Origin of the sequence: Bacillus amyloliquefaciens DSM 7 = ATCC 23350, assembly GCF_000196735.1 — a bacterium.
Classification (GTDB): Bacteria; Bacillota; Bacilli; order Bacillales; family Bacillaceae; genus Bacillus; species Bacillus amyloliquefaciens.
In genome coordinates, this window is record NC_014551.1 from 844,608 (window position 1) to 869,897 (window position 25,290).

Annotated in this window: 27 protein-coding genes and 3 pseudogenes; 19 read left to right on the forward strand and 11 right to left on the reverse strand. The window is 48.0% G+C overall.

Translation table 11 applies throughout. The annotated features are described in order from the left end of the window. The first annotated feature begins 155 nt into the window (after positions 1–155). The 3 genes and pseudogenes from BAMF_RS24470 to cyoE all read left to right on the forward strand — a co-directional run bounded on the left by BAMF_RS24470 (position 156) and on the right by cyoE (position 2,670). Positions 156–560, forward strand: a complete 405-nt coding sequence (locus tag BAMF_RS24470) for a DoxX family protein (protein ID WP_013351420.1) — start codon at positions 156–158, stop codon at positions 558–560. Positions 561–576: 16 nt separating this feature from the next. Beyond that, positions 577–1,434: a VOC family protein gene (locus tag BAMF_RS24475; protein WP_014469921.1), complete on the forward strand. Its 858-nt coding sequence runs from the start codon at positions 577–579 to the stop codon at positions 1,432–1,434. Between the two features lie 289 nt (positions 1,435–1,723). Further along, positions 1,724–2,670 (forward strand): annotated as a pseudogene (gene cyoE / locus BAMF_RS24480) (heme o synthase). A gap of 35 nt (positions 2,671–2,705) precedes the next feature. Here cyoE and BAMF_RS24485 read toward each other — a convergent pair. After that, complete coding sequence (locus BAMF_RS24485) at positions 2,706–3,257, reverse strand: PadR family transcriptional regulator (protein WP_013351422.1); 552 nt, start codon at positions 3,255–3,257, stop codon at positions 2,706–2,708. 238 nt (positions 3,258–3,495) lie between these two features. Between BAMF_RS24485 and BAMF_RS24490 the strand changes: the two genes are divergently transcribed. From BAMF_RS24490 to bstA, 4 genes are all read left to right on the forward strand, one after another. Further along, entirely contained in the window at positions 3,496–4,098 is a 603-nt protein-coding gene (locus BAMF_RS24490; RefSeq protein WP_013351423.1) for an NAD(P)H-dependent oxidoreductase, read from the forward strand. Beyond that, positions 4,089–5,177, forward strand: coding sequence for an acyltransferase family protein (locus BAMF_RS24495; protein ID WP_013351424.1), 1,089 nt, complete (start codon positions 4,089–4,091; stop codon positions 5,175–5,177). The genes BAMF_RS24490 and BAMF_RS24495 overlap by 10 nt, the downstream gene beginning before the upstream one ends. A gap of 193 nt (positions 5,178–5,370) precedes the next feature. Next, a complete protein-coding gene (locus tag BAMF_RS24500; RefSeq protein ID WP_013351425.1) occupies positions 5,371–5,643 on the forward strand; it encodes a ribonuclease inhibitor Barstar in 273 nt (90 codons plus the stop codon). Between the two features lie 24 nt (positions 5,644–5,667). Continuing rightward, a complete protein-coding gene (bstA, locus tag BAMF_RS24505) occupies positions 5,668–6,210 on the forward strand; it encodes a bacillithiol transferase BstA (protein WP_013351426.1) in 543 nt (180 codons plus the stop codon). On the opposite strand, the gene BAMF_RS24510 is transcribed toward bstA, so the two are convergent. Together BAMF_RS24510 and BAMF_RS24515 are read right to left on the reverse strand one after the other, a co-directional pair. Further along, on the reverse strand, positions 6,170–7,762 hold the full coding sequence (locus BAMF_RS24510; protein ID WP_013351427.1) for an MFS transporter: 1,593 nt from the start codon (positions 7,760–7,762) through the stop codon (positions 6,170–6,172). The two genes, bstA and BAMF_RS24510, sit on opposite strands and share 41 nt — an antisense overlap. Positions 7,763–7,870: 108 nt before the next feature. Next, positions 7,871–8,353 (reverse strand): MarR family transcriptional regulator, encoded by a 483-nt coding sequence (locus BAMF_RS24515; protein WP_013351428.1) that lies wholly within the window; start codon positions 8,351–8,353, stop codon positions 7,871–7,873. Between the two features lie 168 nt (positions 8,354–8,521). On the opposite strand from BAMF_RS24515, the gene mprF reads away from it, so the two are divergent. The 3 genes from mprF (at position 8,522) to BAMF_RS24530 (ending at position 12,731) form a co-directional block, all read left to right on the forward strand. Continuing rightward, the gene (mprF, locus tag BAMF_RS24520) at positions 8,522–11,119 is read left to right on the forward strand and encodes a bifunctional lysylphosphatidylglycerol flippase/synthetase MprF (RefSeq protein WP_013351429.1); all 2,598 of its coding nucleotides are present in this window, start codon (positions 8,522–8,524) and stop codon (positions 11,117–11,119) included. A 66-nt stretch (positions 11,120–11,185) separates the two neighbouring features. Further along, the gene (locus BAMF_RS24525) at positions 11,186–12,070 is read left to right on the forward strand and encodes a PhzF family phenazine biosynthesis isomerase (protein WP_013351430.1); all 885 of its coding nucleotides are present in this window, start codon (positions 11,186–11,188) and stop codon (positions 12,068–12,070) included. Positions 12,071–12,146: 76 nt separating this feature from the next. Beyond that, entirely contained in the window at positions 12,147–12,731 is a 585-nt protein-coding gene (locus tag BAMF_RS24530; protein ID WP_013351431.1) for a nitroreductase family protein, read from the forward strand. A 36-nt stretch (positions 12,732–12,767) separates the two neighbouring features. Here the strand turns inward: BAMF_RS24530 and BAMF_RS24535 are convergent, their stop codons facing one another. From BAMF_RS24535 to BAMF_RS24540, 3 genes are all read right to left on the reverse strand, one after another. Continuing rightward, entirely contained in the window at positions 12,768–12,959 is a 192-nt protein-coding gene (locus BAMF_RS24535) for a YfhD family protein (RefSeq protein WP_013351432.1), read from the reverse strand. A 70-nt stretch (positions 12,960–13,029) separates the two neighbouring features. Beyond that, the gene (locus BAMF_RS40595; protein WP_003223230.1) at positions 13,030–13,140 is read right to left on the reverse strand and encodes a YfhE family protein; all 111 of its coding nucleotides are present in this window, start codon (positions 13,138–13,140) and stop codon (positions 13,030–13,032) included. A 57-nt stretch (positions 13,141–13,197) separates the two neighbouring features. Then, a complete protein-coding gene (locus BAMF_RS24540) occupies positions 13,198–14,097 on the reverse strand; it encodes a TIGR01777 family oxidoreductase (protein WP_013351433.1) in 900 nt (299 codons plus the stop codon). Between the two features lie 91 nt (positions 14,098–14,188). Here BAMF_RS24540 and recX point away from each other — a divergent pair, with 91 nt between their 5' ends. The 3 genes from recX to BAMF_RS24555 all read left to right on the forward strand — a co-directional run bounded on the left by recX (position 14,189) and on the right by BAMF_RS24555 (position 16,637). Next, positions 14,189–14,980, forward strand: coding sequence for a recombination regulator RecX (gene recX / locus BAMF_RS24545; protein WP_013351434.1), 792 nt, complete (start codon positions 14,189–14,191; stop codon positions 14,978–14,980). A gap of 6 nt (positions 14,981–14,986) precedes the next feature. Next, positions 14,987–15,301 carry a YfhH family protein gene (locus BAMF_RS24550; RefSeq protein WP_013351435.1) on the forward strand — a complete coding sequence of 105 codons (315 nt, stop codon included), beginning with the start codon at positions 14,987–14,989 and terminating at the stop codon, positions 15,299–15,301. Between the two features lie 247 nt (positions 15,302–15,548). After that, positions 15,549–16,637 carry an MFS transporter gene (locus BAMF_RS24555; RefSeq protein WP_232469729.1) on the forward strand — a complete coding sequence of 363 codons (1,089 nt, stop codon included), beginning with the start codon at positions 15,549–15,551 and terminating at the stop codon, positions 16,635–16,637. Positions 16,638–16,675: 38 nt separating this feature from the next. Here the strand turns inward: BAMF_RS24555 and BAMF_RS24560 are convergent, their stop codons facing one another. The 3 genes from BAMF_RS24560 to BAMF_RS24570 all read right to left on the reverse strand — a co-directional run bounded on the left by BAMF_RS24560 (position 16,676) and on the right by BAMF_RS24570 (position 18,234). Continuing rightward, entirely contained in the window at positions 16,676–17,068 is a 393-nt protein-coding gene (locus tag BAMF_RS24560) for a DUF2606 family protein (protein WP_013351437.1), read from the reverse strand. After that, a complete protein-coding gene (locus BAMF_RS24565) occupies positions 17,031–17,945 on the reverse strand; it encodes a trypsin-like serine peptidase (RefSeq protein ID WP_013351438.1) in 915 nt (304 codons plus the stop codon). The genes BAMF_RS24560 and BAMF_RS24565 overlap by 38 nt, the downstream gene beginning before the upstream one ends. Before the next feature lie 136 nt (positions 17,946–18,081). Continuing rightward, on the reverse strand, positions 18,082–18,234 hold the full coding sequence (locus BAMF_RS24570) for a small, acid-soluble spore protein K (RefSeq protein ID WP_003155495.1): 153 nt from the start codon (positions 18,232–18,234) through the stop codon (positions 18,082–18,084). A gap of 123 nt (positions 18,235–18,357) precedes the next feature. Here BAMF_RS24570 and BAMF_RS24575 point away from each other — a divergent pair, with 123 nt between their 5' ends. Together BAMF_RS24575 and BAMF_RS24580 are read left to right on the forward strand one after the other, a co-directional pair. Then, a complete protein-coding gene (locus tag BAMF_RS24575; RefSeq protein WP_013351439.1) occupies positions 18,358–18,627 on the forward strand; it encodes a YfhJ family protein in 270 nt (89 codons plus the stop codon). A 131-nt stretch (positions 18,628–18,758) separates the two neighbouring features. Next, the gene (locus BAMF_RS24580) at positions 18,759–19,286 is read left to right on the forward strand and encodes an SH3 domain-containing protein (protein WP_013351440.1); all 528 of its coding nucleotides are present in this window, start codon (positions 18,759–18,761) and stop codon (positions 19,284–19,286) included. On the opposite strand, the gene BAMF_RS41155 is transcribed toward BAMF_RS24580, so the two are convergent. Further along, the gene (locus BAMF_RS41155; protein WP_157862696.1) at positions 19,272–19,424 is read right to left on the reverse strand and encodes a hypothetical protein; all 153 of its coding nucleotides are present in this window, start codon (positions 19,422–19,424) and stop codon (positions 19,272–19,274) included. The genes BAMF_RS24580 and BAMF_RS41155 overlap by 15 nt on opposite strands. Here BAMF_RS41155 and BAMF_RS24585 point away from each other — a divergent pair. The 4 genes and pseudogenes from BAMF_RS24585 (at position 19,372) to BAMF_RS24600 (ending at position 24,249) form a co-directional block, all read left to right on the forward strand. Next, positions 19,372–19,706, forward strand: a pseudogene (locus BAMF_RS24585) (SdpI family protein). The gene BAMF_RS41155 and the pseudogene BAMF_RS24585 sit on opposite strands and share 53 nt — an antisense overlap. Continuing rightward, positions 19,699–20,563, forward strand: a pseudogene (locus BAMF_RS24590) (alpha/beta fold hydrolase). Before BAMF_RS24585 ends, BAMF_RS24590 begins: the two co-directional pseudogenes overlap by 8 nt. 83 nt (positions 20,564–20,646) lie before the next feature. Then, positions 20,647–21,627: a glycosyltransferase family 2 protein gene (locus tag BAMF_RS24595; RefSeq protein ID WP_013351445.1), complete on the forward strand. Its 981-nt coding sequence runs from the start codon at positions 20,647–20,649 to the stop codon at positions 21,625–21,627. Positions 21,628–21,663: 36 nt separating this feature from the next. Continuing rightward, the gene (locus BAMF_RS24600; RefSeq protein ID WP_013351446.1) at positions 21,664–24,249 is read left to right on the forward strand and encodes a YfhO family protein; all 2,586 of its coding nucleotides are present in this window, start codon (positions 21,664–21,666) and stop codon (positions 24,247–24,249) included. On the opposite strand, the gene BAMF_RS24605 is transcribed toward BAMF_RS24600, so the two are convergent. Further along, entirely contained in the window at positions 24,246–25,229 is a 984-nt protein-coding gene (locus tag BAMF_RS24605) for a metal-dependent hydrolase (RefSeq protein ID WP_013351447.1), read from the reverse strand. The genes BAMF_RS24600 and BAMF_RS24605 overlap by 4 nt on opposite strands. Positions 25,230–25,290 lie beyond the last annotated feature (61 nt).

Here is a 25,290-nt window from a genome sequence, read left to right on the forward strand (position 1 = left end):
GACCTCCGACAGAGTGCGGAGGTCTTTTTTTGCGGGGATAACTAGTACTTTTAAGTTATTTTCGTTAAATGTAACGAAATTACTTGACGTAAATAAGTTATGTATATATACTAGCTTACATAAAGTAAGTGATAATAATTTTCAAGGAGGATTTTATGAATAAATCATTCGAAACAGGAACACTGCTTTTAAGAGTTGTAACAGGTATTATCTTTTTTGTTCACGGTTTATCCAAGTTTCAAGGTTTAGAAGGCACAACGCAATTTTTCCAGAGCATCGGGATTCCGGCCTTTATGGTCTATGTCATCGCAACGATTGAACTGGTTGGCGGGGTTCTGATCTTTTTCGGCTTGGCAACGCGCATTATCGGCGTTCTGTTTGCCATCACATTAGTCGGCGCCATCTTCACGGCGAAGCTTTCCTCACCGTTTATGGGCGGATCGGAATTTGATTTCATCTTGCTGGTTGCGTCAATTCACTTAGCGCTTTCAGGAAGCCGTCTGCTTTCATTGGATCAGCTCCTTTTCAAATCAAAAAAGGGAGAAACTTTTTCAGCATAAGAAAGAAGGCGTTCAGATGACCGGCATTCATCAAGATACGGCACTGGGTTATGTCAAATTGACCATCAAAAATATGGAGCGGTCGCTCGACTTTTATCAAAATGTGATCGGCTTTCAAGTCATCTCGCAAACCGATCGTTCCGCAGAACTGTCAGCAGACGGAAAACGCGTCCTGCTGGTGCTTGAAGAAAATCCAGGCGCCGTCATTCTGCCGGAGCGGTCTGTCACCGGCCTTTACCATTTCGCGATTCTTCTGCCTGATCGGAAAGAACTCGGCATCGCATTGGCCCGGCTGATTGAAAACGGCATCGCGCTCGGTCAGGGGGATCACGCGGTCAGTGAGGCTCTTTACCTGTCTGATCCGGACGGAAACGGCATTGAAATATACGCCGATCGTCCCCGCAGCACGTGGCAGCGCGATGCAGAGGGCAATTACGTCATGCAAACGGCGCCCGTCGATGTGGACGGGCTTTTGGAAGAAGCCGGAGCTGAACGGAAAAGCCGTCTCCCGGAAGGAACCGTTATCGGGCACATTCATCTCCATGTGACGGATTTACAGGAAGCCAAGGCTTTTTACACCGATATTCTCGGTTTTGACATTGTCGGCAATTACGCGGCCATGTCCGCGCTGTTTGTTTCAGCGGGAGGATATCACCATCACATCGGTCTGAATATATGGGCCGGAAAACACGCGCCGCCGAAACCGGGAAACGCAAGCGGGCTGGATTATTACACCATCGTGCTTCCGCATCATGAAGAGCTGTCACGTGTGACAAAAGCGCTGACTGATGCCGGCTTTGAAATTGAAGAAAAAAACGATGGCATATTCGTCAAAGACCCTGTGTCAGGGGCGGATATCGCATTTACACTGTAAGAAAAAAACCTTGCCATCAATGGCAAGGTTTTTTATTTGAAAACTTCCCCGAAAACAAAAACGATACGGGATTAGCCTTCTTAATGCCCGTGTTTGAAATTGATCTGCTCGCTTCAAGCCGGATCAGGGAGTTTTATGGGCAGATTTTGAATAGTAAAGGAAATGAGCCGCATCCGGTCAAGATGCGGCTTTTTATATATAATTTACAATTGTGTGAAAAATAGACAGAATGAATTGTGATTCCTGATTCTTCCTGATATGATAAGCCGAAAAAGGAGAACCCGAACAAATGAATTCAAATGCAGCACGGACGGAACAGCCGATGAAGCATAACGGAAACCGGGTGACGGTCAAGGACTTTATCATTCTTGCCAAACCGGGAATTATCATCTCAAATTCACTCGCCGCATTGGGCGGATTTTGGATCGCATGGCTTCAGTCTGAAAGGACGGGCGAAGGGCCCGGTATATTTGCCGCTATGACGATCGCCATGATCGGAACGGCGCTTGTCATGGCATCAAGCACTGTTTTTAATAACTTCTTTGACCGCGGCATGGATGCCAAGATGGCGCGAACCCGCACCCGTGCAAGCGTCACGGGTAAAATACCGCCGCCGGTTATGATCCTATACGGCGCCTGTCTCGGCGCATGCGGATTCATCATGCTTGCTTCGCTTCATGTACTGACCGCCGTTCTCGGCCTGCTTGCATTTTTGCTGTATGCCGTCGTTTATACGCTTTGGTTTAAAAGACAATCCGTCTGGGCACATTTGTCGGCAGCTTTCCGGGGGCGGCTCCGCCCTTGATCGGCTATTGCGCCCTGACCGGGTACATTGATATGCCGGCGGTGTTGTTATATGCGATTATGTTTTTGTGGCAGCCGCCGCATTTTTGGGCGATCGGAATCAGGCGAAAGGAAGAGTATCGTGCTGCCGGAATTCCGCTTTTGCCGATTATAAAAGGCAATCGTGTCACAAAAATAAAAATGCTGCGCTATATCGCCGTTCTGACTGCGGTTTCGCTGCTCGTCCCTCTTTATATCGATGTCAGCCCGTTTTATACCGCGACCGCTCTCCTGCTCGGAGCCATCTGGCTGTACCGGAGCGTCAAAGGTTTTCGAGCAGCGGATGACACGCAATGGTCGAAAGGGATGTTTTTTTACTCGATTGTTTATTTCAGTCTGCTTTTTCTTATTTTAATGGCAGATTCGTTTATTACGGCGGGTCTCAGAACGTAAACAGGCGGCTTGCATACAGAGCCGCCCCGTTTTGTTTATGCTTTTTTGATGAGAGCCAAAATATGCTCAAGCCAGGAAATATAATTCCTTTCCCGCTCCAGCGCTTTTGTCAGCACGAGATAATGGCCGAAATCCGGAGAAGAAAAGGAATCCGCCTCCTCGGAGGATGTCATCAGTTCATGATAACTGTTTTCCAGATCGGACAACTTCTCCTTTCGCTTTACGAGCTGATCGGTGAATAGCTCATCCGCTTCTTCATTCGTCAAAGCTGAGATAAAATAAGCCTTCAGCATAAATTCATCCTTCACCGTTTCCGGAATCGGATCTTTTTTCGTCAGCCATGCACAAAGCTCCCGCTCTCCATTGTCAGTCAGCGTGTACATTTTTTTCTCCAGCTTCGTTCCCTGAATCGCAGTGCGGAACGTAATGAATCCCTCAGCCGTCAGCTTTTTTAATTCCGGATAAATCTGGCTGTGCTTTGCGCTCCAAAACTGGCCTAGCTCTTCTTTAAAATAGCTCGATATATCATATCCGCTCAATTCGCCTTTTCGCAAAAGTCCTAAAATCGCGTACTTTAAAATTCTCATGTTGTCCTCCAAGCCCATTCATTTGACAGCTAGTATACCATACGGCTGCTTAAAAACGCAGAAGTGTCGGATACCGCATTTCAATCCTGTTTAAAACGAATCAAAATGCTGCCGGAAACAGACAGAAGGGAAGGCCGCCGTTTCAGTCGGCGAAAAAGCCTTTCATCATGTCTTTGCCTTATTCATACTGCATAATGATATAATCATTGTAAAAATTAAAAAATACTGGGAGGGACATATGAAGACGGTGATTGTGTATGCAAATCCGGATGAGAACAGTTTCAATGCGGCGATCGTCAAATACGTCGCCATGGCTTTAAAGGACAGCGGACGAAGCTATACCGTCATTGACTTATACGCCGATCAATTTGATCCCGTGCTGAAGGTCGGAGATGAAAAAAAGCGGAGGGATATGAACCGGGACGCTGAAACAAAGAAATACCGGAAACTGATGAAAGAAGCGGATCATCTCATTTTCATTTACCCGCTGTGGTGGGGAGGCGTTCCGGCGATTCTGAAAGGCTTTTTTGACAAAGTGTTTGTCGCCGGAGAAGCCTACACATTTGAAAACGGCCGTGTAAAAGGACTGCTCCGGGCAGAGACGGCACAGGTGTTTTATACGGCGGACTCCCCGAACCGGCACTTAAAGTGGTTCCGGAAAAACGCGGACTGGATTACGCTGAAAAAAGGCATTCTGCAATTTTGCGGCATTCAAAAAGCCGAACGGAACTTTATGTCCGCCGTCAAAACGAGCACACCCGAGCTGCGGGAAAAGCGGCTGCGCCAGGCGTACGCCAAAGTCCGCCGTGCTTGTGAAAAAGGAGCGGCCGCATGCAGATAAAAGAAATTTTCGTGATCCGCTGCCTGTCCTGCTTAAGTGTCGTTCTGCTGCACGTGATGTCAATGGTGCTGATGATTCAGGAAGAGTCCTTAGCAAGCGCCGCCCATACGGTTGATGCGTTCCGGACCTTGCTGATGTTCAGCACGCCGGCGTTTATCTTTATCTCGGAATTTCTGCTTGCCAGGTCCTATCCGGAAGGCGTGCCCGCGGGTTTCTTAAAGAAAAGGGGGAAAGTCATTTTCGTGCCGTTTCTGTTTATTGCCGCGGTGGATGCCATTTTAATGAAAAGCGTGGCAGAAGAAGGCGCCGGTTTCGTTTCAGTGATGGGTAAATTTTTAGAAAATGTCTTTTTGGGAAACTTTATCGGCTACTTCATTCTTGTGATCTTTCAATTTTACATTCTCCATATGCTGCTGCACCGCTGGCTGAACAAAACATCTCCCGCATGGGTGCTGTCTGTTTCTTTTATCATCAATGCCGTCTATCTCGGCTATTTTTCAATTCTTCATCCGCCGGCGTCATCGGGGCTTGATTCTATTTTTCCGTTCTTTTGGGTTCCGTTTCCGGGCTGGCTGTTTTATTTCTGTCTGGCATTTTATTGCGGAAAGGAATACCGGCGTTTTTTAGCGCTCATCAATCAGTACCGCTATGCGGTTTACTTCAGTGCGGCCGTATCGGCGATATTGATTGTGGCCGTTTCATATGTCAGCGGCGGCTCCATTTCTTCTAAGCGTCCGGATATTATGATTTATGCGGTCAGTATTATTTTTCTGTGCTTTCATCTGTTTTCAAAGCTCAATAAAGTGCCCGCGATGGTGATGATGATCAGCAACTATTCGTTTTCAATCTATCTGCTCCACTCCTACTTTTTAATCAGCGGGTACCTCCTGGAAAGCTATCTGCGGTCAATGCCCTTGCCGGCTGCCATCCTGCTGTTATTTTTGATCTGCACGCTCGGTCCCATTTTCGTATCGTGGGGATGCAACCATTTCAGGTACGGATACCTGTTTGTCGGAAAAGTGTATCAGCCGAAGCACAGCAAAAGAAGCACGGCGGCGTCCCCGGGCCGCACAGTCTGAAAAAAGGCGGCGTTTCGGCCGCCTTCTTTATATGGATCAGCTCTGTTAAAAAAGCAGCGCAGCCGGGCAAATCCAATCTGCAGCCGTCCGAGACAGGAGGACATCGTCCAGCTGAAACCGGGGCAGAATCCGGCCATTTCTGAAGAGAAAAATGGTAAACTGATAGAATAAAATCATAAGAAAGGAGCCGCACATGAAAAAAGCAGTCATTAACGGGGAACAAATCAGAAGTATCAGCGACCTCCACCAGACATTGAAAAAGGAGCTTGCCCTTCCGGAATACTACGGTGAAAACCTGGACGCTTTATGGGATTGTCTGACCGGATGGGTGGAGTACCCGCTCGTTTTGGAATGGAGGCAGTTTGAACAAAGCAAGCAGCTGACTGAAAATGGCGCCGAGAGTGTGCTTCAGGTTTTCCGTGAAGCGAAAGCGGAAGGCTGCGACATCACCATCATACTTTCTTAATACGATCAATGGGAGATGAACAATATGGAAACACAAACCCTCAGCTATCCGATTGGAGAATATCAGCCGCCTGAATCGATTTCAGCCGGACAGAAACAAGAATGGATCAATACGCTGGAACACGCTCCGGCCAAACTGAAACAAGCTGTCAGAGAGATGTCGGACAGTCAGCTCGATACGCCGTACCGCGAAGGGGGATGGACTGTGCGCCAAGTGGTTCACCATCTGGCGGACAGCCACATGAACAGCTATATCCGGTTTAAATTGAGCTTAACGGAGGATGAACCGGAAATCCGTCCTTATGATGAAAAAGGCTGGGCCGATCTCCATGATTCCAAAACCGCCGCTTGCGGGGATACGCTTGAGCTGTTAACGATCCTGCACAGAAGGTGGGCCGCTCTTTTGCGCTCCATGACGGAAGCTCAATTCAAACGGACATTTTTCCATCCTGTATCTAAGGAGACGGTTACGCTGGAACAGGCGCTCGGATTATATGTCTGGCACTCTGAACATCACATCGCCCATATTACTGAGCTTTCCCGGCGGATGGACTGGCATTTTTCTTAGAGGATGCCGGCTTCCGGAAATACGCCAAAACAGCCGCAGACACAATCGTGCATAACGAAATGACGGCGGCTGCCGTATAAAGATGGTGGTAGCCGCTGGCAACGCCCGCTTCAATCGCATCAGAAACCGCTTTTTTGACGGCGGGGACGGGGATTCGGCTTACCTGTTCCTGCAACGAAGAAAGTCCGCCGCCGATATCGGGCATTTGCGCCTGATCAGCGGGAATGCCGCTTTTCGCTAAACGGTTTTTGATGTCATCTCCGATCCGGTCAAAGCCGCCTGTAATGAAGCCGGCATATAAGGCCGGAGCGAGCGTCAGCCCGACCTGCCTCACGAGTGACAGCGTGCCGAGCGCTGTCCCTTTGTTTTGACCCGCCGTTTCTGATACAAGCACATTCAGCGGAGCTCCGAGCAGAAATCCGAAACCGATCCCCGCAATCACACTCGCCGTGACAAATTCCCATTTATCCGTCACCCATAACGGAAACAGGCTGAATCCGGTAAAGGCAATGACGCCTGATACAACCGCAGAGAAGACCGGCCCTTTTTTATCCGTGACCGCCCCGCCGAGCCATGCCCCGATGCCTGACGCCAAAGCGAGCGGCGTCATCCAATAACCTGCTTTTTCCGCCGATACATGCAAATACTGCTCCGCGTAAGAAGGAATAAAAATCACCGCAGCGAGCAGCCCGCCTGATAAAAATCCGATGACGAGCGTCCATTGAAACACTTTATTCTGCAGGAGCGAGCAGGCGAGAATCGGATCGCCCCCGCGGTTTTCAACCCGTTTTTCGACTTTAAGCAGCGCCGCAAAGAGAAGTCCCGCCCCCAACAGATACCCGTACACCTTTACGTCCATTATGCTTTCTGACAGCTTCGCCCCATCGAGATTCGTAATACCGATCATGCAGGATAAGATCGCAAGAGACAGCATCATCGTGCCGGCGAGATCAAGCTTTTTCACCTCAGGCTCTTTCGTTTCAGCGATAAACAAACCGCCGCACACAACCAAAGCGGCGGCAATCGGCAGATTAATCAAAAACAGCCAATGCCACGACCCGGTTACATCAAGCAAAAAGCTTCCGATATTCGGTCCGAGGACGGCCGCCATACCGTTCATCGCTCCTAAAAGCCCGAGAGCTTTTCCCTGTTTCTCCTTCGGAAGCACAGCCAAGACATGCGAACTGCCGATAATAAAAATCCCTCCGCCGCCAAGCGCCTGAATGAGCCGCGCTGCCAAAAACATCGGGAAGCTTTGACTGAGTGCGACAAGCAAAGAGCCGAGACCGAACACCCCGACTTCAATCATAAACAGCTTTTTCCGCCCGTAACGGTCAGACAGCTTGCCGACAATCGGCACACTGACACTGAGTCCCAAGGTGTAAAGGGTTACTCCCCACGAGCCCCATGAAGGGGAAACACCAAAAGAGCTGTTAATCGTCGTCAGAGCAGCGGAAATAATTCCGTTGTCCAGCGCCGCCATGAACACACCGATCGTAAAGAGAGTGATCGCCCAGCTCTGGTTTTTTTCTGTTTGCAATGGTTCCGGCATATTGATCAATCCTCCTATTTTTAATTCACTTTGAATATATTATTCATTTTGAATGAATTAAATGTCAAACAAAAAAAGGCCGCCGATCCCGGCAGGCCTTTTTCATCTCTATGCCTGATTGGAAGATTCAAGCGCTCTTGCCAAAATGGCGAGCCCTTGATTGACCGTTTGTTTTTCTTCGACGGTCAGCGTTTCCAATGAACGCTTCAATTTTACATGTCCTTTTTGATAAAGGCTGCGGAAAATATCTTTTGCATTTTCCGTTAATTGAACGACGACTGAACGGCGGTCTTCTTCTGACGGAGCGCGTGTAATGAAACTTGATTTTTCCAAACGGTCAAGCAGCCCCGTCGTATTTGAAAGAGAAGCGCCCATTTTTTCCGCGATTTCACTCACCTTCAGTGTCCCGTGGTTGTTCAGAAGCATCAGCACTTTCATTTGCGGCATGCTCATATCAAGCTTCATCCACTCCGACACATCGCCGAGTCCCGCCGATGTCATCACTTTCATATACAAAACCCAAATATCCCGTTCCTCAGGAGAAAAAATATCGCCGCCTAATACCGTTGTATCATGCAGATTATAATCCATCGTCTCACTTCCTCGTTAATACTCCTGCATACCATATTACTGATTTTAATCTGAGAAAGAAAGTTGCAGACGAGTTTTGTTTGAATATGAGGTGGTAGTGTATAATATGTTGGAGATTATTGGGGGAATTATAATAAATAAGCTATTTTATGATGATTGGAGAGAACATTGCTGACTAAAAAGAATGCCTTATCGATATTAAAAGTATTATTTCCTATTGCAGTTTTGCTTTTAGTCATTTATCAGTCCAAAAAGGAATTGACAGATCTTTCTTTTAAACGCACGCTGTACATTATTAATGGGATTGAGCGTTACGATTTATTTATTCTCGTTCTGCTCGGCCTCCTTGCCGTCAGTGCGATGTCCTTTTATGATTTTGTGCTGAAACGGACGCTGCGTCTCAACATTCCGAATTGGAAAGTGTTCAGGGTTTCCTTTATCGCCAATTCCTTTAACAATGTCCTTGGATTCGGCGGTCTGGCGGGTGTCGGACTGCGGACGATGCTTTACAAAGAGCACACGAATGACGTAAAACGTCTTGTCGCAGGAATCGCTTGGCTTACTTCTTCAGCTCTGCTCGGGCTGTCGGTCTTCAGTATTCTGACCGTCGCCCGGGTGCTCCCGGTGGGTGAAATCACAAGCGAGAAGCCGTGGCTGTGGGCTGTCATCGCCGGTGTGGCGCTGATTGTGCCGGCAGCTTTAATCGCCGCCCGGATCAACAATAAAAAAGCTGACACAGAAGATGGTGAAGCCAAGCCGAGGCATCCGGTTTTTTCATACATCGGAGCATCGTTTGCCGAATGGTTTGCGGCAGCCGTCGTCATGTATTATTCACTGTATGTCATGGGCATTCAAGCAGATGTCCGCCATGTATTCGGTGTATTTGCCATTGCCGCTATCGGGGGAATCATCAGCCTTGTGCCGGGAGGATTCGGCTCGTTTGACCTTCTGTTTCTGCTCGGCATGCAGAATATGGGCTTTCCGCAGGAGGCGGTTGTGACATCCATCGTCATCTACCGGATTGTGTATTCATTTATTCCGTTTGTGTTCGGGCTGTTCTTTGCGGCCGGCGACTTAACGGAAAATACGCTTAAACGGCTGGAATCAAATCCGAAGATGGCTCCTGCCGTGGAAACGACGAACGTGCTTCTCGTATTGCAGCGCGCCATCTTAATCAGAATGCTTTACGGTTCGCTGGCGCTTTTGGTTTTCGTGTCGGGAGTCGTCGTGCTTGCGTCTGTCGCCTTGCCGATCGACAGGGAGACGGTCATTCCGCATATTCCGCATCCGGCGCTTCTTGCGTTTAACGCGTTATCGTTAAGCGCGGCTTTGATTCTTTTAATTTTGCCGATTGAACTATACAAACGGACGAAACGCTCTTATTCAATGGCGGTCGCCGCGCTTGTCGGCGGTTTTGTGTTCAGTTTCTTAAAAGGGTTGAACATCAGCGCGATCTTTATTCTGCCTGTCGTTATCGTATTGCTTGTGCTGTTAAAGAGGCAGTTTATCAGAGAACAGGCATCGTATACGCTCGGCCAGATGATTTTTGCGGCCGCTCTGTTTATTATCGCCTTGTTCAACTACAATCTCATTGCCGGCTTTATCTGGGATAAAATGAATCGGCTGCTGCGCCACGATTATTTCGTCCATAACAATTCGCACATTACATACGCCACGATGACGGCCATTATTGTTGTGCCTTTGTTTTTCCTTGTGTTTACGGCAATTTATCATAAAAGATCGAAGCCGATCGGGGAAGAGGCCGATCCTGAGCGGCTGAAGTCCTTTTTGGCGGAAGAAGGCGGAAACGCGCTCAGCCACCTCGGCTTTCTCGGGGATAAGCGGTTTTATTTCTCAAGCGACGGCAAAGCACTTTTATTGTTCGGCCAGATTTCCAGAAGGCTTGTCGTGCTCGGTGATCCGTCAGGCCAGAAAGACTCTTTTCCGCTTGTAATTGAGGAATTTCTGAATGAGGCGCATAAGCAGGGCCTGAGTGTCATGTTCTATCAGATTGAACGTGAAGACATGGCGCTGTATCATGACTTCGGCTATAACTTCTTCAAGCTTGGAGAAGAGGCGCTCGTGGATATGGAGGCATTTACGCTGTCAGGAAAGAAAAAAGCGGGTCTGCGGGCGATTAACAACAAATTTGACCGCGAAGGCTACACGTTTCATGTCGGGGAACCGCCGTTTTCCTCAGAGTTTATCGCCAAACTGAAAGATATTTCGGACGAATGGCTCGGACCGAAAAAAGAGAAAGGCTTTTCTCTCGGTTTCTTCGACCGGGATTATTTGGAACAGGCCCCGATTGCTTACGTGAAAGACACAGAAGGGGAGATCATCGCTTTTGCCAACCTTATGCCGATGTATCAGGAAGGCGAGATATCAGTCGACTTAATGCGTTATCGGAAAAACGCGCCGAACGGTATCATGGACGCGCTTTTCATCCGTCTGTTTCTCTGGGCGCAGGAACAAGGGTACACCACCTTTAATATGGGCATGGCGCCTTTGTCAAACGTAGGAACGGCCTTTTCATCCTTCTGGTCGGAAAGAATCGCGGCCGTCATCTTTAACAACGTCCGGTATATGTACAGCTTCAGCGGTCTGCGGGCCTTTAAAGAAAAATACAAACCGGAGTGGCGCGGGAAATACTTGGCGTACCGCAAAAACAGATCGCTGTCCGTCACGATGATTCTCGTCACCCGCCTGATCGGAAAAACCAAAAAAGACGCCGTTAAAAAGGCGTCTTTTTTTCTGGGTAATTAACCGAAAATTCCCGCTTCTTTTGTTATACTGAATAACATGATCATAAGGCGAAAGGAAGATTGATGAATGAAACAGGCGGACGTATTGAAATACGAAGCGTTTACCGATGTTCCTGATTTGGGAAATCCCGCGGGAATCGTTCTTAACGGAGATGATTATTCAGATGAAGAAATGCAGATGATCGCCGAAATGGCAGGATACAATGAAACATCATTTCTCTGCAAAAGCGGAGAAGCCGATTTGAAAATCCGCTATTTTACACCCGGCCATGAAATGAATTTATGCGGACATGCTACCGTTGCCTCTCTGTATGCATTAATTGAAAAGGGAAAGCTTCAGGCTGATCAGACGTATCAAATTGAAACGAAAGCCGGCATTCTTCCTGTAAAAGCCGCTGAACGAAAAGGGCGGGTGTACATCACGCTCAAACAGGCTTCCCCGCAATTTCTGCCGTTTACGGGAGACAAAGAAAAGCTTGCGGCCTCTCTCGGCATTACGGCGGAGGATTTTCACGATGAGCTTCCGATTGTTTACGGATCAACGGGAATTTGGACACTGATTGTTCCGCTGAGATCACTGGAAGCATCACGAAATATGGTGCCGGACAACACACAATTTCCCGCCATTTTGCACGATCTCCCGAAAGCGAGCGTTCATCCTTTTTCTCTGGAAACCGTGCATTCTGAAAGCGATCTGCACGGACGCCATTTTTCTTCCCCCTTTTCCGGAACGACCGAAGATCCCGTCACGGGAACCGCTTCAGGCGTCATGGCAGCCTATATGCGGCAATACGGAGGCTCCGGTGCCGAATGGCTGACGATTGAACAAGGTCAGGAAATAGGGAAAGACGGAAAAGTGGAAATCAGGATCACGGAGGAAGACGGAGAGATGAATATCCAGATGACGGGAACGGCTGTGTATGCCGAATCAATCAATCTTCAGCTTCCGTAACGGTTTACAAAAGACGGTTCTATCCGTTATATTATAAATGATAATCATTTTCAATTGAATAGGAAGGTGAATCGGCATGCCGAAAACCGAACAATCACAGCAAAACGAGAGACTTAAACATACGATCAGAAACAGAAGATCCATCCGGTCGTTTAAACCGGAAACCGTACCTTCTGAAGTCATATTAGATATGCTTGAAACGGCCGTTTACGCACCGAACCACAGGCTGACGGAGCCGTGGCGTTTTATTTACGCGGCAAGCGAAGCGGGAAAAGCAAAGCTTGCGGACAGCTACGTCTCATTTTTCAAGAAGATAAAAGATGATTTCAACGAGGAAAAAGAGCAGAACATGAGAAAAAACCTCAGCGCCGTTCCGGGATTTTTATTGGTCGTCTTAAAAGAAGATGAAAATGAATTTACGAGAAACGATGATTTCGCTGCGCTGAGCGGCATGATTCAAAACCTTCAGCTTCTCGCACATGAAAACGGCATCGGCATGGTTTGGAAAAGCGGCCGTATCATGTATGACAAACAGATGCATCAAGACTTCGGCCTTGCAGACAATGAGCGCTTTGCGGCGATCATTCAAACGGGCTATCCGGATGAACAGCCTAAGGCGAAAGAACGGACGCCGGCAAAAAGCCTGTTTACCGAACTGTAAAAAAATCCCCGTCCTTCAAGAGGCGGGGATTTTGTATTAGCGGTTTTTGCTTTTAGCTCTGTTGTCAGCGGCTTTCATCCGCGCCTGCGCTTCGCGGTCAGCGGAATCAGCAAGCTCGCTTGAATATTCCTCATATGTGCCGTCCGTTTCGCGTTTCAAAGCGTCCGGAACTTGAGGAAGCTTTTGTTTGTTTTTATCACGGTTTTTGTGAGTATGATTTCTGCCCATATCAATCGCCCCCTGAAAAAAGTGATATCAAACAAACATAGTATCTGCCCAGTCCCGATCTTTATTCAGCTTATTTCCGTTTGGCTGCTTTTTCCGCTTTTTTGAATTCACCGGAATAAAGGACTTCCTGCATTTTTTTCAGGTTGGCTCCCTGCTGATGTTTTTCGCGCTTCTTTTCCATAAAAGAAGATCCTCCTTCAAAACAGAATACCAATAGGATTGGCTTTTATTTCCGTTTTTATGCAGGTAAGAGATCCTTTAAAGCGAAATCAAGCTCTTCATACGTAAATTGAAAACCGGATGTCAGCGCCTGCTTAGGCAGGGCGCGCTGCCCTTTTACGATCAGCAGGCTCATTTCTCCCAATGCCTTCTCCAGAAAAAATTCCGGTACGGGAATCCAGTGGGGGCGGTGCAGGACGGTTGCGATCGTCTTACCGAATTGCTTCATTTCAACAGGGTTCGGCGAGGTCACATTCATCGGGCCGGACAAGTCATCATGCTCCGCCGCATAAGCGATGAGTTCCGCCGCATCATCGACATGAACCCATGACAGCCATTGCCGTCCTGAGCCGACGGTGCCGCCCGCCAACAGCTTATAAGGGAGAACCATGAGCGGCAGGGCGCCTTTTTCACCGAGCATCACGCCGAATCTGGCATATACCGTCCGAATGCCGAGCGCTTCAATTTTCTGGCCTTCACGCTCCCACATATGAGCCGTATGACTGAGGAAGTCTTCATTTGACGTATCTGACTGCTCAGTGAACGTTTTCTCTGTGCTTGTGCCGTAAATGCCGACGGCGCTTGCCTGAATTAAAGCCCGGGGTTTTTTTGCCTGCTGCCGGATAATCCGTCTGACTTCTCTCGTCGCTTCTACCCGGCTTGAGATGATTTGTTCCTTCGTTGTGTCCGTCCAGCGGTCAAAGATGGATTTGCCCGCGAGGTTCACCCATACATCAATAGGGGGAAGCTCGCGCTCAGGCGCCGCGTTTTCGGCCAGCCATTGAACATATGTCACATTTTTTTGTTCGGTTTCTCTTTGTTTTCTTGATAAAATATAGACATGATGTCCCTGGCGGGTAAACACACCTGTCAGATGCCGGCCCAGAAAACCCGTGCCGCCTGTCATCGCGATATTCATATCCATCTCTCCTTACACGTTGATAAATATACTTTACCTCATTTGCCTAAAAGAAAAACGCCTGAAAATCGGGGCGGGAAAGGAGATCGGGATGCCGTTTATTACAAAAATATCGACCCAAAAGAAAAATACCGAACGCTTCAACATCTTCCTTGATGAGAAATATGCATTCAGCGTCGACGCCGACGTGCTTGTTCGTTTTGACCTGAAAAAAGGGAAAGAACTGGACGAGCTTGACATTCTTGAAATCAGTCACGGCGATGAAGTGAAAAAAGCCTTTAACCGCGCCGTCGAATTTTTATCATACCGGATGCGCTCTGAAAAAGAAGTCCGGGACCATTTGAAAAAAAAAGAAACACCTGAGATGGTTATTTCTGAAGTCATCCACAAACTGTACGATTACCGCTACTTAAATGACAAAGAATTTGCCGAAGCCTATGCGAGCACCCACAAAAAAACAAACGGCAAAGGGCCTGACGTCCTGTTTCGCGAGCTGAAAGCGAAAGGAATAGACGACGATACCATTAAGGAGACGCTCAGTGCGTTTACGTTTGATGAGCAGATACAGGAAGCGCTGAAACATATCGGAAAAATCCTGAAAAAAGACAAAAAGCTGTCCACAAAAGAGATCAGACAGCGGGCCCAGATGCAGCTTCAGCGAAAAGGCTTCCCTTTCGACGTCATCAATGCCGCTCTGGAGCAGACGGAGTATGAGAATGATGACGAAGCTGAGATGGAAGCTTTGAAGACTCATGCGGAAAAAGCAATCAGGAAATACCGCTATGACGGCAGCTATGAAAGCGGAATGAAGGTCAAGCAGTACTTATTCAGAAAAGGATTCTCGATTGACGACATTGAACAATTTTTGCAGGAAGAGGAGTAAGCTGAAATGGACAAACGATACAGTCAAATGACGCCTCATGAACTACAGACGGAAATTGCGGGCCTGACGGAAAAAGCGCGAAAAGCAGAACAGATGGGCATTGTAAATGAACTGGCCGTGCTTGAACGGAAAATCACGATGGCCAAAGCCTACATGCAGAACCCGGAAGACTTTCTGCCGGGCGCGGAGTATCAGATAGAAGGTACTGATGATACGTTCCGCATTGATTACATGAACGGCGTATTCGCCTGGGGACACAGATCTTCGTCGCCTGATCAGGAAGAAGCACTGCCGATTTCCGTTTTAAAAGAAAAAAGTTAACGAAAGAGACCGGATCCGGTCTCTTTTTATTTTCGGGCACATTCGTTTCACACTTTCAGTAAAAAATGTTTGAATTCATTTTCGATATCTTTTAAGATGGAATTCGTTGTTTTTTAGTAAAAGGAGGCGATTAGCGTTGAATATCAAAATGAAACAGCCATCTGTGAAATTAATGATTTTTGTTTTAATGATTTGCACTTTTTCCATCGGTTATACGGAATATGCTGTCATGGGTATTCTGACGTAGATTGCCGATGACTTTCATATACATGTTTCTTCAGCGGGTATGCTTGTTACCGCGTATGCGGCAAGCGTCTGCCTGACGGGCCCGATTGTAACGATTATCGCGGTTAAACTTCCGAGAAAGCCGGTGCTGCTCAGCTTGATGGGCATCTTTGTCCTTGCCAACCTGATGAGCGTCTTTGCGCCAAACTTCGCCGTGCTGGCGATTTCAAGAATTTTATCCGCATCCATCCACGGAGCCTTTTTTGCGATCGCCATGGTGTTTGCGAGTGAAATGGTGCCGCCTGAAAAACGTTCCGCCGCAGCTGCGTCCATGAACGGGGGATTAACCGTGGCGCTGATGCTCGGCGTTCCGTTCGGCTCTTATTTAGGGGATGTTCTTAACTGGCGGGCCGTCTTTTTCATTATTTCCGTTTTAGGCATGATCGGGCTGATCGGCCTGATGCTGGTCGTACCGAATCGAAAACCGAAAGTGATTCCGATGCTGATGAATGAATGGAGTGTCTTTAAGCATAAGCAAGTGATCTTCTCCTTTGCGATCACCATTCTCGGCTACTCCGGCGTATTTATTGCTTACACGTTTATTGAGCCGATTTTAAGAGATTCAGCGGGATTCGGCACGGTCGGCATTACAGGCGCATTATTTGCCTACGGTCTCGGCGGAGTGGCGGGGAATTTCTTCGCAGGGAAAGTGCCGCTCAAACTGCTGACGCGCACAATGATCGGTGTGATGATCGGCTTGATCGGCGTCTTGGCGATCTTCCCTTATATCGCTGTTTTTCCTGCCGCGGCCGTTTCCGCGACATTTTTATTCGGCGCATGCGCGTTCGGCACGCCGCCGCTTTTACAGACAAAGGTTATTTCTTCATCTGAAAACGGCACGACAATTGCCGCCGCGGTGAGCGTTTCCGCATTTAACCTTGCAAACGCGCTCGGCGCTTGGCTCGGCGGATTGATTCTCGGCGGAACGGGATCTTACTCATGGCTGTTTGCAGGCGGTGCGCTGATGACCGCTCTCGGCCTTGTGCTTTCCACATTCGCTCATCTGTCTGAGAAGAAAGATGTCTATGAATACCAAGTGCATAAAGGATAACAAAAAGCTTGCAGCGGATAATCCGCCTGCAAGCTTTTTTAATGTTTCAATGTAAAGCTGATCACCGTATGTTTATCGCTCTCAACTAAGGAAATATTCCGGGTTTCCGGTATGCCGTCTTTTTCAAAAACGACGGCATAGGTTCCTTCCGTCCCGCTTTTCCAGGCAATATTGCCGTGGTGATCGGTCTTGCCTATTGTCTCTCCGCGGTCTATATTCGGCTGATGATCTGACTCCGCCGCTTTCATCACTGTTACCGTCACACCGTCAGCAGGTGAGCCGTCAGCATCCTCAAAATGGAGAGTGACGGGCAGTGTTTTTTTGCCGGCGGCGGAATCATCCGCTTTGCCGCATCCGCATAAAACAGCCGCGGCGAGAAAGAAAATAAAAACTTTATTGATTTGACCAATATTGAATGTTGTCGAAAACACTATTTGTCACCCTTGTTCCCAGATTGTAAGTCGACCCGCCGTTTGTATGAACGGCAATGGCGGTCTGGCCGGTATCGCTGTAATCGTGATAAACGGGCGATCCGCTCTGGCAGCCGAACGTATCTGTCGTGTAAGTGAGTTTATATGTCTCGGCCGAACGTATCGGCTTGCTGTCAGACCACATGGAACCGGACACTTTGTCGCACGGATATCCCGTCACAGTTGAAGACAGCCCGGCCGGACTGGAACTGTTGGTCGTCCGGTAGCCGTACCAGCCGACAGTATTCCCGGGCGATCCGTCTACTTTGATTGCCCCGTAATCATAGTTGGTATCACCGTTTTCTGTCCATCCTTTGACACTGTAGAATGTCTTGCCTGAATATGATCCGTACGGATACGATGAGCCGTTGCGGCCGGGAGCTGCCGTGATTTTCGATGCCCATCCATTTTTCTGATCATACACACAATGTCCGGCTGTGACGATCGTGTCGGGATTGACAAAAAAACCGGTGCATCCGTAAGTGCTTGTGCTGCCGCTGTATGTAACGGTCAGCTGTGCTGTCGCGCGATAAGGAAATGATGTTGTCGGAGAAATTCTGATTCGTTCGTCTGCCACTATAATACTGGAAGGCTTTAATGACTTGATGTCGGCTATGCCGTTGTTTTGTGCAGGCTGTCTTTTGGTGAGGCACGATCCTTCATAAGCGGGAGATGTTTGTGTTGTTTTTACAGGCTGATTCGGACTTGCGTCAAACTCCTCACCGCTGCTTGAAACAGATGTCTGCGGACTGCCTTGGGCTTCTGCTGAAACAGCAAATAATGAAACGGACAGAAAGAATGCGGTAAAGCTCAGCAATCGTTTTGAAACTGTCTTCATTGTATAAAACCCCCTCCTTTTTTGTCTACCGGCTTTCGGTTTAACATTTAACATATTATGGAATCTGTTTGGCGTTATGACCTTTTTTCGCCGCAAAAAAGAGACCGGGCCATTCCCGGTCTCTTTACGTTATGTGTTATCGTCTGCCTGAAGCTCTCATGCGCTCTTGCGGGTGCGAATTAATTGAACCGTCGGCCCGTTTAGAAGCGTAGTCATCCTTTGCCCGCGGTTCGCCTTCAAACTTATTGTTGTTCTGATTTGGAAATCCTTTTGCCTTGTTCCGGACCATTTGTTTTCCCCCTCGGCCAATATCAAAAGGTTGCGCCTTCTGGACTGAAGACGTAAAGTTAGTATATGCCTGTGACAAGCTGTGTAAAAGCAGCAGGTTTTCCCAAGGAAAGGAGACAGAGACATGAATACATATATCGACAAACTGACGAATTTGCTGCTTGAGAAAAATGACATGATCAGCTATTTGCAAGCGCGAACTTGGGTTGAGCTCTTATGGGGAGATTTCGAAGCGACTTACGCAAAAGCCGGCCGCCCGTATCAAGGAGAGCAAATGACAGAACGCGTTGTCAAGGAATGGATTGAATCATACGGCAGCAAGCTCCATATGTTCCAAAGCATGCGGGAAGACGTTTCTCATTATTTGGATCAAAGCAGGGGTCTCCTGCATTAACATACCAGTGCGTCCGCCGGATACAGTCCGGCGGTTTTTTCTTTTGATAAAAGAAATAGGAAAAACATGTTTGATAACCCGCGGAGTGTGGAAATGTGTAATAACTTATAAAATAGCGGGGAGGAACCACAATGAACATGAAAAAAGGGTTAACCGCATTTATTCCGGCCGCAGGACTTTGCTTATTTTTAGCCGCAGGCACCGTTTTTTTTGATCCGGCAGCGAATGCCGCACCAGCTCAACAGACAAAACTGGACACCGCAGCAGATACATATATCGTGAAAGCAGGAGAACTTAACGTCCGTAAAGAACCAAATAAACAAGGGGTGATTGTCGGTACGCTCCGTTCAGAAGATGCCGTAAAGGTTAAACAGCTTGAAGGGGCAGATTGGGCCGAGATTGACTACAAAGGTCAGAAAGCCTATATCTCCACCCATTTTCTGATGAAGCAGCCGATGAAGGCAGTGACCGCGAAACAAACCGTTTTTTATACGCCGACTTTGGAAACCGGCAAAAAAAGCTCCGTTAAAGCGGGGGAAACCGTCAATGTGCTCGGCTGGGGATTCAGCCATGACGGAGGATTTGACCGTAAATGGGCGTACGTCACATACGACGGGAAAGCAGGTTATGTGAAGACGGCCGACTTAGCTCAAAAATAAAGATTCAGGCAGGCGGATGAGCCTGCTTTTTTTCTGAAACTTTCCGCCTTTCCTTTCGTATGAAATGAAAAGGAGAGTGACGGATATGATAATGATAATCGGCGGCCTTCTGATGGCTGCGGCCGGCATTTTAGTCACACTTTTCCCGCCGAAGTCAATTAACAGCCTGTACGGATACGGACGAAACGCTCTATGGCGGATGAATCCCAGTGGAGAGAAGGCAACCGTTTCAGTGCGCTCCTCATGATTTTGTTCGGCTTTCTGATGGCTGCAGCCGGATTTGCGGGCAGCCTGCTTATTCAGCTCACTCAGCCGTACAGCCTGATCGTTCAAGCCGTATTATTGATCGCGATCAGCGCCCTGATCATAGCCTTAACAGAAAGAAGATTAAAACAAAGGGGAGGAGAACCGATTGAATGACATCACTTTTCATATGATCGAAACAAACGGGGTGACGCTGCACACGCTTCAGCCGGTCCGAAAGACGGCCCTTTGGCGGTGCTGCTGCACGGGTTTCCGGAGTTTTGGTACGGCTGGAAGAGCTAGATCAAACCGCTTGCCGATGCCGGATACCATGTTGTCGTGCCTGATCAGCGCGGCTATAATCTCAGTGATAAACCTGAGGGTATTGAAAATTATACCATTGATACGCTCAGAGACGATATTATCGGGCTGATCACTCATTTTACAAATGACAAGGCCGTCGTCATCGGGCACGATTGGGGAGGAGCCGTGGCCTGGCACTTGGCATCCACCCGGCCGCAATATGTTGAAAAGTTGATCACGGTCAATATTCCGCATCCGGCGGTTATGCGGAAGGTCACCCCGTTCTACCCGCCGCAATGGAAGAAAAGCTCTTATATCGCTTACTTTCAGCTTCCCGAAAAGCCGGAACGGAGATTATCTGAAGACAATTACCGGGTATTGGATCACGCGATCGGCTTATCCGAACGACCAGAGCTTTTTTCACGGGAAGATGTCGACAGCTACAAACAGGCGTGGGACAGAAAAGGAGCGCTCACAGCTATGCTGAACTGGTACCGGGCGATCAGAGCCGGCGGTTTAGGACCTGCCGTACCGTTTAAAATGCCGTTCCGTACCGATTGATATGGGGCGTCAATGACCGCGCGCTAAGCAAAAAGCTCGCCGCGGAAACAAAACGGATGATTCCAAACGGCGAACTAATATTCATCGATGATGCCTCCCATTGGGTCATTCACGAAAAACCGCGCATCTTTCTTACCCTTGTAACGAAAAATGGGTTTAAACGACATTAAAAAAAGGAAAAGCCTTACTGAAGTTTTGCGGACTATGCCTTTAAGGCCGTACTAAAAAAGAATAATACAAAGAAGGTGCCTTCATGAAACAAAGGTTAATCTCAATTATTATTCCGTCTTACAATGAAGGGAATAACGTCAAGCTCATTCATGAATCTTTAAAAAAAGAGTTTCAGACGATTCATTATGACTATGAGATTTTCTACATCAATGACGGAAGCGCGGATGATACGCTTCAGCAGATTAAAGAACTGGCCGCCAGAAACCATCGCGTCAAATACATATCTTTTTCCCGCAACTTCGGAAAAGAAGCGGCCATCTTGGCAGGATTTGAACACGTGCAGGGCGAAGCGGTAATCGTGATGGACGCCGACCTGCAGCATCCGACGCATCTGCTGAAAGACTTCATTCAAGGCTATGAAGAAGGGTATGACCAAGTCATTGCGCAGCGCAACCGAAAAGGGGACAGCCCCGTGCGTTCCGTGCTTTCTTCCCTGTATTATAAATTTATCAACAAAGCCGTCGAAGTGGATCTGAGTGACGGGGTCGGAGATTTCCGCCTGCTGAGCCGGCAGGCCGTTGATGCCCTTTTGAAGCTGAGTGAAGGGAACCGTTTCTCAAAAGGGCTGTTCTGCTGGATCGGGTTTGACCAGAAAATCGTATTTTATGAAAATGTCGAAAGGCAGAACGGCACGTCCAAATGGTCATTCAGCAATCTGTTCAACTACGGAATGGACGGCGTCGTCTCCTTTAACAACAAGCCGCTGAGGGTTTGCTTTTTCACCGGCATTCTGATATTGCTTCTGTCGATGGTTTATATTGTCACGACATTTATTCATATTCTGACACACGGCGTGTCCGTACCCGGCTACTTCACGATTATTTCCGCCGTGCTGTTTTTAGGAGGCATCCAGCTTTTGAGTCTCGGCATCATCGGGGAGTACATCGGCCGGATTTACTATGAAACAAAAAAACGCCCGCACTATTTAATTAAAGAAGCGAATATTACGTACGGAGAACAAAATGAAACGAATTATACAAAAAAGCGCAAGTGGAACCATTAAACAGCCGCCGCTGTGCGCAGGGTATGGAGACGTTGTATGAAAAAAAATAAATGGATCTTGCCGGCTGCCTGTGTGCTGGCTGCGGCAGCCGCTCATGTCTTTTTCTTAAAAGAGTGGTCGGCAGGCCGCTATATGACGGGGTCTGGAGACGGGATCGCCCAAATGGCGGTCTTCAAAAAGCTGCTGTTTGACCAATATATGAACGGCAGGCTGTTTTACAGCTATTCGTTCGGACTGGGCGGGGGAGTGTACAGTCAGCTCGGCTATTATTTCTCTACTTCTTTTCTTTTTCTGTTTATTTCCGCCGCTGTCCGCATTCTGCAGCTTATTCAGCTGTCGGGCGAGGCAGATGCACTGTTTTGGGCTCAGGCCTCCGTTTTTATCAGCATCGCCAAGCAGAGTTTCATCATATTCACGGCGGCCTGTGTGTTCCGCTATTTCGTCAAACGGCCGGTGCCTGCTTTTGTTGGAGCCGTTTTGTATGGGAGTTCGATTATTTACTTCCGGCATGAGGTGTATTGGGACTTTTTCACTGACAGTATGGTGTGGCTGCCGCTGCTCGTGTTCGGCGCGGAAAAGATCATTAGGGAAAAAAAGCCGGCGTGGTTTATCTTCGCCTGTGCGCTGACATTGATCAACAACTTTTATTTTGCGTATATTAATCTGATTTTCATCGGCATTTACATCTTATTCCGGTGGATCATCCGTCTTGAAGACAATGAGGCGAAAAGGCTCACTCAATGCCGGATGTTTATTCTGTCAGGCCTGCTCGGCTTCGGTATAAGCGCGGTCTCCTTTATCCCTGTCGTTTACGGATATCTTCATAATCTGCGGCCGCCGTATTCACAGCATATTGATTGGCTTGATTTTTCCGACAACATTTTATTTTCAAGCCGGATTATCATCCTGCCGGCGGCTTTTTTGCTTTTTCTATTTACATTTTCTTTATACAAAAACCGGTTGTTCCGGCTGTTTGCGGGAATCAGTCTGCTGTATATTCTGTTTCACTTCAGTCCGTTTGCGGCAAGCGCCTTTAACGGTTTTTCAGCTCCGCAAAACAGGTTTGAATACGTCCTGTGCTTCACGGTTGCAGGAACGGTTGCAGTAGGGCTTTCTAAGCTTTCGGATATCAGCAGGAAGAGTATGCTGATGTCCGCCATACTCGCCGTTCTGCTCTATTGGAGCCAGGTGAGGCGGTTCAGCCTGGATATTTCTGATCACGCCTACCTGCCCATCCTGCTTCTTCTGGGGCTGACCATTGCCGCTTTTTTTGCAGCAAAGGCAAGACTGAAAGGCGCGGTGCCCGCCGTTTATGGCGTCATTCTGCTGACTGCGGTGCTGACGGCCAATACATATGAAAAATATGCTTTATCAGAAGGCGGGAAGATTTATACGGTATCACATACATTTATGACGGGTCCTGACTATAAAGGCAAAGAACAAGCAGAGCTCATTCAGCGTCTGAAAGAAAAAGACCCGGACCCCTTTGCCCGTTTAGATTGGATGAACGGCGTATTCAATAATACCCCGATCATATACGGGTTCAACGGATTCAGCGTTTACTCAAGCATCCTGAACCGCAATCTGCTGTCCTTCTACTGGAATGACCTCCAGATTGACATGGGCAGAGAAAGCGTAAGCCGCTATGCGACATTAGGAAACAGGGCTAATTTATACAGCCTGCTTTACGGAAAATATTATATGACGGAAAAAACAAACGAGGCCGGCGTGCCGTACGGGTTCAAAAAGATCATGGAATCATCCCGCTATGCGGTTTATCAAAATCAATATGTACTTCCGTTCGTACGGACAGCCGATCGAGTATATAACGAGGACGACCTGAAAAAAGCGCCCGCCCTAGCCAGGGAACGGGCAATGCTTGACGGGATCGTCACGGAATCGAACACAACAAAAACGAAAAAACCGCCAGAAGCGGAAAATATCATCCGTCAGGCAGAGATAGCCCCCGAACATGCGGATTATCGTGACGGCATCCTGACGGTAAACGAAGACGGAGGCGGCCTGATCATTACGCCGCACGGCGCCGCGGCTGACGGCGGAGATTATTACGTCAGCTTTTATTTAATGAACAAAGCGAAGGACCAGGGCTTTACATTAAAAGTGAACGATTACACGACAACGAGAAAATCGAATCAATCCATTTACAAAACAGGTGTCAACGATCTCACCGTCAGAGTGCCGAAAACAAAAAACATCCAAATCCGGCTGCCGAAAGGATCGTATCAGCTCGACAGACTGGCGCTTTACGAAGAACGGTACGCGACGCTGAAAAGCGCATACCGAAAAGCGGAAAAAGAACCGCCAGCCGACCTCAGCTGGCGCGGAAATACGCTTCATATTTCGTATGAAAACAAAACCCGCGCGCCGTATATCATGCTTCCGATTCCATATGAAAAAGGCTGGGAGCTGAAAATAAACGGCAGACAAGAACAGATTGAAAAAGCGGATTATTCCTTTATCGGATTTAAAGCGCAAAAAGGAAAAAATGATATTCAATTAACGTATTATCCGCCGTATTTTAAACCGGCGGCCGCTATATCGGTGATCAGTCTCGTGTTTGCCGTCATATATGTGAGAAGACAAAAAAAGCCCGGCTCTTAAACAGAGCCGAGCTTTAATTTTTTCTGCAGTTTTTCCTCGCTGAAAATCCAGCCCGTGTAAGAAGAAAGAACCTCTAAATCATGACTGAGGTGGACGATGGCGACAAAAGGATAGTGGCCTTTGCTCCGGTAGCGCAAATCAATAAAGCGCACCTCATAATGATCTTTAAAGGTATCGACCTCCCACCTGTAAACGGGGGAAAACGAAAGAAAAGCTGCAATATTTTCATCTTGTTTCGCCGCCTTCATCACATCGGTTTCCGGAACGGGCACACGGTTGAATGTATCCAATATCACAACATGACCGTCAAGGCTTCTGCCGACATAAAAGGCATGGGCCGTCGTTACGGCGATACGCCACTGCCTGAATTTCATCGTCGGCGAAATGATGATGGTTTCAATCTCCTCTTCAATCATCTCGCGCAGCCGCAGCTTTATCCGCAGCTGCATGATAATCCGGACGGCGTAATAACCCGCAAGGATGATATACAGCGTCAAAAATGTCACGCCCGGATGACCTCCGATATACCACACGGCAATCGCGGCCAAATGACTGATGAAAATAAACGGGTCAAAGGTATTGATTATACCGAGAGCGACCCATTTTCGCGAAAACGGGCGGATGGCCTGCGTTCCGTACGCGTTAAAAATGTCCACAAATACATGCAAAACGACAGCCAGAAGCGTCCACAGCCACAGGTGCAGCAAGTTCGCTTCCGGGTAAAATATAAACAAAATGCCCGGAATCAGAATGGACCAAAATAAAACGGCGGGAATGGAGTGTGTGAACCCTCTATGATTTCGAATATAAACAGCATTATTTTTCAGCTTCAATATGGTATCAATATCAGGTGCCTGAGAGCCGGCAAGAGCGGCGATCATAACTGCCTGAGACATGGGGGTATGCATGCCGACGGCAGGATCAAGAGTTGCGATTCCGCCAAGCGCGATGCCCATGACAACGTGAGTGCCAGTATCCATTGGTGACCTCCTAGCAGGCGTTAAAAATCAGTCCGCCCGCATATTTCCATTATAAGATATT